Below are 7,326 nucleotides of genomic sequence, written 5' to 3'. Positions count from 1 at the left end.
GCGGGCTTCATCGGCGGCTACGTCGTCGAAGACATGCTCAAGCGCGGTTATCAGGTGGTCGGCCTCGACAACTACTCGAAGTACGGGCCCGTGGCCAAGAGCTACGACAAGGACCCGAACTACCGGTTCGTGGAGGGTGACGCCCGCGACGTCGACCTGCTTTCCGAGCTGCTGTCCGACTGCGACCACTTCATCGCCGGCGCGGCGATGATCGGTGGCATCTCGTACTTCCACGCGTACGCCTACGACCTGCTGGCGACCAACGAGCGCATCATGGCGGCGTCGTGCGACGCGGCGATCCGGGCGCACAAGGCGGGCACGCTGAAGAAGATGACGTACGTGTCGTCGTCGATGGTGTTCGAGTCGACGGAGCACTGGCCCAGTAAGGAAGGCGACGAGCGCAGGATCCCGCCGCCCCTTTCGTCGTATGGATTCCAGAAGCTCGCGGTCGAGTACTACGCGCGCGCGGCCTGGGACCAGTACAAGCTGCCCTACACCATCGTGCGGCCGTTCAACTGCGTCGGCGTCGGTGAGGGCCGCGCGCTGGGCGAGGCCGAGGTGCTGTCGGGCAACGTGAAGCTCGCCATGTCGCACGTCGTGCCCGACCTGGTACAAAAGGTGATCAAGGGGCAGGACCCGCTGCACATCCTCGGCGACGGGGAGCAGGTCCGCCACTACACCTACGGCGGCGACCTGGCGCGCGGCATCGTCGACACGCTGGAGCACCCGGCCGCGACCAACGAGGACTTCAACCTGTCGACCGCCGAGTCGACCAACGTCAAGCAGCTCGCCGAGGTCATCTGGCGCAAGATCAAGGGCTCGGACGTGCCGCTGCGCCTGGTCTCCGACGACCCGTACGAGTACGACGTGCAAAAGCGCGTCCCCGACGTGACCAAGGCCCGCGAGGTGCTCGGGTTCGAGGCCACGACCTCGCTGGAGGAGATGCTCGACGAGGTCATCCCGTGGGTGACCCAGGCCGTGCACGACGGCCGGCTCTGACCGACAGAAAAAGGCCCGGCTCAGCCGGGCCTTTTTCATGCCGTGATCAGGCGTTGACGCTGACCGGCAGCTGCGAGTCGATCCAGCGCTGCAGGTCGTCACCGCTCTCGAAGCTCACGATGAGCGCGTAGCGGGGCTTGTCGCCCTTGTGGTAGACCGCGTGCCACAGGCGCTGCGTGTCGACCACGAACTGGGCGCCCGCGCGCAGCGGGATGTGCTTCTCGGAGGCCACATCTTCCTTGCCCTCGCGGACAATCATGTAGCTGTCGGTGTCGTCGGTCAGGTTGAGCCACGCCCGCACGACCCACGGCTCGTTTTCGGGGTTGAGCCGGTTGTTGTCGTCCTGATGCAGGCAGTTGACCGCGAACTCGTAGGACGCGCTGGGCTCCAGCTTGATCACGCGGACCCGGCCGTAGCGGGCGCCGATCTTCTCGGTCCACTTGACCAGCGTCGGGCACTTGGCGGCGTTCTCCGTCCACACGCCGTCCTTGTCCGACTTGCCGTGGTCCCAGAAGCCGGCGCACTCCATGTCGCCCAGGGCGGAGGCGATGGGCGCGAAGTTGGTGTCGCCGCCGCTCTTCCAGTCGACGTATTCCATCGACTCCCATTCGGCCGGGTTCAGCTCACCTTCGTAGTCGCGCAGCTGCACGAAGCCGGTCTCGTCCAGGATCGGCAGCCTGCGGTGCGCCGTCTTGTGGCTATTGGGCTGAGCCTGCTCCATCATGCGAGGGGCGTTCCTTTCCGTTGAGGGGGCCGCGTTTGGGCGTTATAGCCCGTATTGGGGGGCAGCGGCCTTGGCAAGCATTTCTTTGACTCAGAGTATTTGTCAACCCGAAGTTACCTCATGGCGGCCCCTGCAGATTCCTGCACGCTGGTGCGAGGCGCGTTGACGCTACCGTTCGTGACAGGCAACACTTCAAGGGCAGTTACTCAACGATGGACTTTCAACGGAGCGATCATGGGTGTTCTCCAGCCGTGGCACATTTTCGTGTTGATCGGTGTGCTGGTCTTGCTGTTCGGTGCGAAGAAGCTGCCGGACGCGGCTCGTTCGCTTGGCAGGTCCATGCGCATCCTCAAGGCCGAGACCAAGGGCATGTCCAGCGACAGCAAAGACAGCGTCGCCGAGAAGGCCGACGCCCAGGTGACCGAGCAGAAGCCGCTGGCCGACAACCAGCCTTCGCCGGCGCCGAAGGTCGACCCGATCCAGCATCCCTGACGACGACTAGCCGAGTTGGGGCACTGACGTGAAGATCCCCCTGAAACGTCGGCGCGAACCCAGCCAGTTCGAGCGAGCTGCGGATGGCTCCATGACGCTCATGGAGCACATCCGCGAGCTGCGCAACCGCCTGTTCAAGGCGGCGCTGGGCGTGGCTGTGGGCCTGGTCGTCGGTTTCATCCTGTCCAAGCCGGTGTTCCTCCTGCTGCAGGCACCCTATTGCGAGCTTCTGCTCGAAAAGGGAAATATCGATACGATGGCCGATTGCGCCTTCACGCAGCTGGGCCCGGCCGATGCGTTCATCCTCCGCTTGAAGGTGGCGCTATGGCTGGCGCTCATCGTCTCCGCGCCGGTCTGGCTGTATCAGCTCTGGGCGTTCATCGCGCCCGGCCTGCACCGGCACGAGCGCAAGTGGGCGTATTGGTTCGTGGCTCTCGCGGCGCCGTTGTTCGCGGCGGGCGCATTCCTGGCATACTTCGTGGCCGGCAAGGGTCTCGGGTTCCTCATGGAGTCCGGCCTCGCCGGCGTGAGCACGCTTGAGATCACGAAGTACACATCCTTCATGACGGGGATGATCCTGCTCTTCGGGGTCTCGTTCGAGTTCCCGCTGATCCTGCTCATGCTGAACTTCGCCGGTGTGCTTACGGGCAGGCGGATGCTCAAGTGGTGGCGTGTAGCGGTGTTCGTGGCGTTCGCATTCGCGGCCGTGACCACCCCTGACCCGGGGCCGTTCGGCATGTCGCTGTTCGCGGGCGTGCTGAGCCTGTTGTACTTCATCACGGTCGGTGTCGCGATGCTCAACGACAGGCGCAAGGGCCGGGGCAAGGAGATCTACGAGGGTCTCGACGACGACGAGACGTCCTCTTTGGAGGGTTACGAGCCGGAGCCGGTCGAGGCGGGCCCGCCGATCGAGCCGAGCATCGCTCCGCTTGAGCGCCGCTACGACGACATGACGTGATGTCGCGGGGGACATCGCTAGGATGTCCCCCGACACACTTCAATGAGGGGCGGTAATCGAAGCATGGGAGCCTCGACCGAAGGGGCCGACTACGCGCAGCGGCTGCACCGGATCGGCGACGTGTGGTGGAAGCGTGTGCTCAATGTGCAGGCGCCCTATCGTGCGCACCTGAGGCGGCTCCAGCTGGGCTTCACGCTCGACGTGGGCTGTGGGATCGGCCGCAATCTGGCGCACCTGGACGGCAACGGCGTGGGCGTGGACCACAACGCCGAAGCCATCGCGCACGTGCGCTCGCTGGGCATGACCGGGTTCACCGTGGACGAGTTTCACAGCAGCGACTACGCGATCCCCGCCCGGTTCGACTCGCTGCTGGTCTCCCACGTGCTGGAGCACATGCCGCGCGACACGGCCGTGAAGCTGGTTGAGGAATACAAGCCCTACATCAAGCCCGGCGGCAAGGTCGTGTTCATCACGCCGCAGGAGCTCGGTTACGCCAGCGACGAGACGCACGTGGAGTTCGTGGGCTTCGCCGAGGCGGCCGACATCGCGCGGCGCACCGGGATCGCCGTGGAGAAGCAGTACTCGTTCCCGTTGCCCCGGCTGGCCGGGAAGGTGTTCAAGTACAACGAGTTCGTGCTGCTCGGCCGCGCGTGATCACGGTACTGTCCAATCCGGACGCCGGACGGGGCAGGCATGCCCGGGACCTGCCGCGCGTGCTCACGCGTTTGCAAAAGCTCGACGGCGAAGGTGGCGACGCGGTCGTGGTCATCGGGGGCGACGGCACGGTGCACCGGGCGCTGCAGACGGTCGCGGGCACGGGCGTCCCGCTCGGCATCGTCCCGACGGGTACCGGAAATGATATGGCGGCCTGCTTCGGCCTGCCGCCCACTCCGCTCGCTGCCGCCGACACGATCGCGGAAGCGTTGCGGCGCAACAAGACGCGCCAGGTGGATCTGGCCAGGGTGACCACTGTGGACGGTCGGATTATCTGGTACGGTGCCGTGCTCGCCGCCGGGTTCGACGCGATCGTCAACGAGCGCGGCAACCGGATGCGCTGGCCGCGCGGCCCTCGCCGCTACGACGTGGCGATCATGCTCGAACTGATGCGGCTGCGCCCACGCCGCTACCACCTGGTGCTCGACGGCGTGCCGTGCGAGCTCGACGCCGTGCTGCTGGCCGTGGGCAACACCGCGCAGTATGGCGGCGGCATGCGCATCTGCCCCGACGCCGACCCCAACGACGGCATGCTTCACGTGGTCTGGGGCGACCCGATGTCACGCAGGACATTGGTCCGCATCAAACCGGGCATCTATCAGGGCACGCACGTGCGGCACCCGGCCGTGCACCAGGCCCGCGTCCGCGAGATCAGCATCGATGCGCCCGACATCGTGTGCTACGCCGACGGCGAGCGCCTCGGCCCGCTGCCGATCACGATCACCGTGCAGCCCGGCGCGCTAACCCTGCTGGGCTAGCGCGTAGGCCCGCATCAGGCCGTTATGCCCGCCCACCTGGGCCGAGGCGACGATCAGCGCCGAGCACCCGGCCGTCACCGCACCCGCGTCGGCCGGCGTGTCGCCGACCATGAGCGCCCGTTCGGGTGACACGCCCAGCGTCGAGCACGCCCGCCAGAAGATCTTGGGATCGGGCTTGATACAGCCGACCTCGTAGGAAAGCACCACCGCGTCGCACAGCGCGCTCATGCCCCACGCGTCCAGCAGCGGCCGGATATCGAAGCCGATGTTGCTCACGATGGCGATCTTTACTCCCGCCGCGTAGAGCGCGGTCATCGCCGGCAGCGCGTCGGCGTAGGGCTGCCAGCACTGCACTGTCTCGCACCGCTCGTAGATCGCCTCGGCCAGCCCCGGCACATCCGAGGGCACCAATGCCGCCAGGCCGATGAACGCGGCGCGGTGCGCGTGCTTGTCCAGATCCCGATCGGCCCAGAATTCAGCCAATTGAGGCGGTATCCGGGCCGGCTTGGCCACTCCGGGGAGCCCACCGGCCGTGGCGATCCGGTCGGCCAGCGCGGTCGCCCGGCCATGATCAAGAGGCACGCCACAGTCGGCCGCGGCCGCGGTCACCCAGGCCACGGGGTCGATGGTCATAGCCAACGTGCCGTGAAAGTCGAACAAAACGGCTTCCAACCTGCCTGGGAGACCGCCTGCCTGCGTTGGGCTATGCACTCGATGAGGATACCGACCTGCGAACGCTGGTCATGGTCGCCTAGCCTTGGCGGTATGACGAGGCGCGCAACAACCCCCTTGCTCACCGAGTTCGCGGGAGGCCTCGGCTTTCAGCTTGACCCCTTCCAGGCGCAGGCGTGCACCGCGCTGGAGGGGGGTAGCGGCGTGCTGGTGTGTGCCCCCACCGGGGCGGGCAAGACCGTCGTCGGCGAGTTCGCCGTGCATCTTGCGCTCAAGCAGGGCCGCAAGTGCTTCTACACCACACCGATCAAGGCGCTGTCGAACCAGAAGTTCCACGACCTGATCGCCGTGCACGGCGCGGACAAGGTCGGGTTGCTCACCGGCGACAACTCGATCAACGGGGACGCCCCGGTGGTCGTCATGACCACCGAGGTGCTGCGCAACATGCTGTACGCGCGCTCGTCCACGCTGGAGGGCCTGTCCTATGTGGTCATGGACGAGGTTCACTATCTTGCGGACCGGTTCCGTGGCGCCGTGTGGGAAGAGGTCATCATCCACCTGCCGGAATCGGTGACGCTGGTTTCGCTTTCGGCCACGGTGTCCAATGCGGAGGAGTTCGCCGACTGGCTGGTGACCGTGCGCGGGCACACCGAGGTGGTGGTCAGCGAGCACCGGCCCGTGCCGCTGTGGCAGCACATGCTGGTGGGCAAGCGCATGTTCGACCTGTTCCACGACGCCGACGCGGCCAAGGCGCACGAGGTGCACCCGGAGCTGTTGCGCCACACCCGCGAGGTGGCCCGCCGGGTCGAGCTGGGCACGCTGAAGCGGGCGGCCGGGCGCAAGCGCCAGATCGCACCCTATCGATCCGATGTGGTGGAGCGGCTCGACTCCGAGGGCCTGCTGCCCGCGATCCTGTTCATCTTCAGCCGCGCGGGGTGCGACGCGGCCGTGCAGCAGTGCCTGCAGGCCGGGCTGCGGCTCACCACGCCCGACGAGCGGGTCGAGATCCGCCAGATCGTGGAGCGGCGCGTGCTCAACATCCCGTCGGAGGACCTGCACGCCCTGGGCTACTGGGACTGGCTCGAAGGGCTGGAGCGCGGCCTGGCCGCCCACCACGCGGGCATGCTCCCGATGTTCAAGGAGGTCGTGGAGGACCTGTTCGTGCGCGGCCTCGTGAAGGCGGTGTTCGCGACGGAGACCCTCGCGCTGGGGATCAACATGCCGGCCCGCTGCGTGGTGCTGGAGCGGCTGGTCAAGTTCAACGGGGAGGCGCACGTCGACCTGACCCCGGGGGAGTACACCCAGCTGACCGGCCGCGCCGGGCGGCGCGGCATCGACGTCGAGGGCCATGCGGTGGTGGTGTGGACGCCGGAGGTGGACCCGCGCCACGTGGCGGGTCTGGCGTCGACGCGCACCTATCCGCTGCGATCGAGCTTCCGGCCGTCGTACAACATGGCGGTCAATCTCGTGGGATCCGTTGGGGCGCAAGCATCGCGGGAGTTGCTGGAGTCCTCGTTCGCTCAGTTTCAGGCCGACCGGTCGGTGGTCGGGCTCGCCCGGCAGGTCCAGCGCAACACCGATACCCTAGCGTCCTATGACGCCGAAATGGAGTGTGACCACGGCGACTTCGCCTCTTACTTCGCACTCCGCGTGAAGATCAGCGAGCGCGAAAAGGAGATCGCCCGCGCCTCGCAATACGAGCGGCGCGCGTCCGTGGCCGCTTCGCTGGAGGAGCTCAAGGTCGGCGACGTCATCCAGATCACCGGGGGGCGCCGGGCGGGTCTGGCCGTCGTGCTCGACCCGGGCCACGTGGGCTTCGGCGAACTGCGCCCGCTCGTGCTCACCGAGGACCGGTGGGCCGGGCGCGTGTCGGCGGGCGAGTTCAGCGGACCGGTGAAAAGCCTTGGGCGGGTGAGGATTCCGCGCCACTTCAACCACCGCGCGCCGGCCGAGCGCCGGGATCTGGCCGCGCGCCTGCGCTCGGCCGAGCTCGACCGCCCGCCGGTGCG

General features: G+C 67.2%; 8 protein-coding genes. 6 read left to right on the top strand and 2 right to left on the bottom strand.

The genetic code is table 11. The annotated features are described in order from the left end of the window. Positions 1-999: NAD-dependent epimerase/dehydratase family protein (locus tag DM816_RS38705; protein WP_211589040.1), on the top strand; the 999-nt coding region annotated here is incomplete at its 5' end. A 46-nt stretch (positions 1,000-1,045) separates the two neighbouring features. Here DM816_RS38705 and DM816_RS38700 read toward each other — a convergent pair. Then, positions 1,046-1,723: a hypothetical protein gene (locus DM816_RS38700; RefSeq protein ID WP_117215459.1), complete on the bottom strand. Its 678-nt coding sequence runs from the start codon at positions 1,721-1,723 to the stop codon at positions 1,046-1,048. A gap of 234 nt (positions 1,724-1,957) precedes the next feature. Here DM816_RS38700 and tatA point away from each other — a divergent pair, with 234 nt between their 5' ends. From tatA to DM816_RS38680, 4 genes are all read left to right on the top strand, one after another. Further along, positions 1,958-2,215, top strand: coding sequence for a Sec-independent protein translocase subunit TatA (gene tatA / locus DM816_RS38695; RefSeq protein ID WP_117215458.1), 258 nt, complete (start codon positions 1,958-1,960; stop codon positions 2,213-2,215). Between the two features lie 91 nt (positions 2,216-2,306). Further along, on the top strand, positions 2,307-3,173 hold the full coding sequence (tatC, locus tag DM816_RS38690) for a twin-arginine translocase subunit TatC (RefSeq protein WP_425455332.1): 867 nt from the start codon (positions 2,307-2,309) through the stop codon (positions 3,171-3,173). A 63-nt stretch (positions 3,174-3,236) separates the two neighbouring features. Next, a complete protein-coding gene (locus DM816_RS38685) occupies positions 3,237-3,827 on the top strand; it encodes a class I SAM-dependent methyltransferase (protein ID WP_211589039.1) in 591 nt (196 codons plus the stop codon). Continuing rightward, on the top strand, positions 3,824-4,645 hold the full coding sequence (locus tag DM816_RS38680) for a diacylglycerol kinase family protein (protein WP_117215455.1): 822 nt from the start codon (positions 3,824-3,826) through the stop codon (positions 4,643-4,645). Before DM816_RS38685 ends, DM816_RS38680 begins: the two co-directional genes overlap by 4 nt. Here the strand turns inward: DM816_RS38680 and DM816_RS38675 are convergent. Then, the gene (locus DM816_RS38675; protein ID WP_117215454.1) at positions 4,628-5,317 is read right to left on the bottom strand and encodes an HAD family hydrolase; all 690 of its coding nucleotides are present in this window, start codon (positions 5,315-5,317) and stop codon (positions 4,628-4,630) included. The two genes, DM816_RS38680 and DM816_RS38675, sit on opposite strands and share 18 nt — an antisense overlap. Before the next feature lie 93 nt (positions 5,318-5,410). Here DM816_RS38675 and DM816_RS38670 point away from each other — a divergent pair. Beyond that, on the top strand, positions 5,411-7,326 hold a 1,916-nt coding region (locus DM816_RS38670; RefSeq protein WP_117215460.1), incomplete at its 3' end, for a DEAD/DEAH box helicase.

The sequence above is a fragment of the Allorhizocola rhizosphaerae genome (assembly GCF_003426775.1).
In the GTDB taxonomy this organism is placed as follows: Bacteria; Actinomycetota; Actinomycetes; order Mycobacteriales; family Micromonosporaceae; genus Allorhizocola; species Allorhizocola rhizosphaerae.
This window is presented reverse-complemented; position numbering and strand designations above follow the sequence as displayed.

Coding starts and splice junctions, on each gene's coding strand:
- tatC (WP_425455332.1), top strand. CDS start 2,307: ATGACGCTCATGGAGCACATCCGCGAGCTGCGCAACCGCCTGTTCAAG.
- DM816_RS38700 (WP_117215459.1), bottom strand. CDS start 1,723: ATGATGGAGCAGGCTCAGCCCAATAGCCACAAGACGGCGCACCGCAGG.
- DM816_RS38685 (WP_211589039.1), top strand. CDS start 3,237: ATGGGAGCCTCGACCGAAGGGGCCGACTACGCGCAGCGGCTGCACCGG.
- tatA (WP_117215458.1), top strand. CDS start 1,958: ATGGGTGTTCTCCAGCCGTGGCACATTTTCGTGTTGATCGGTGTGCTG.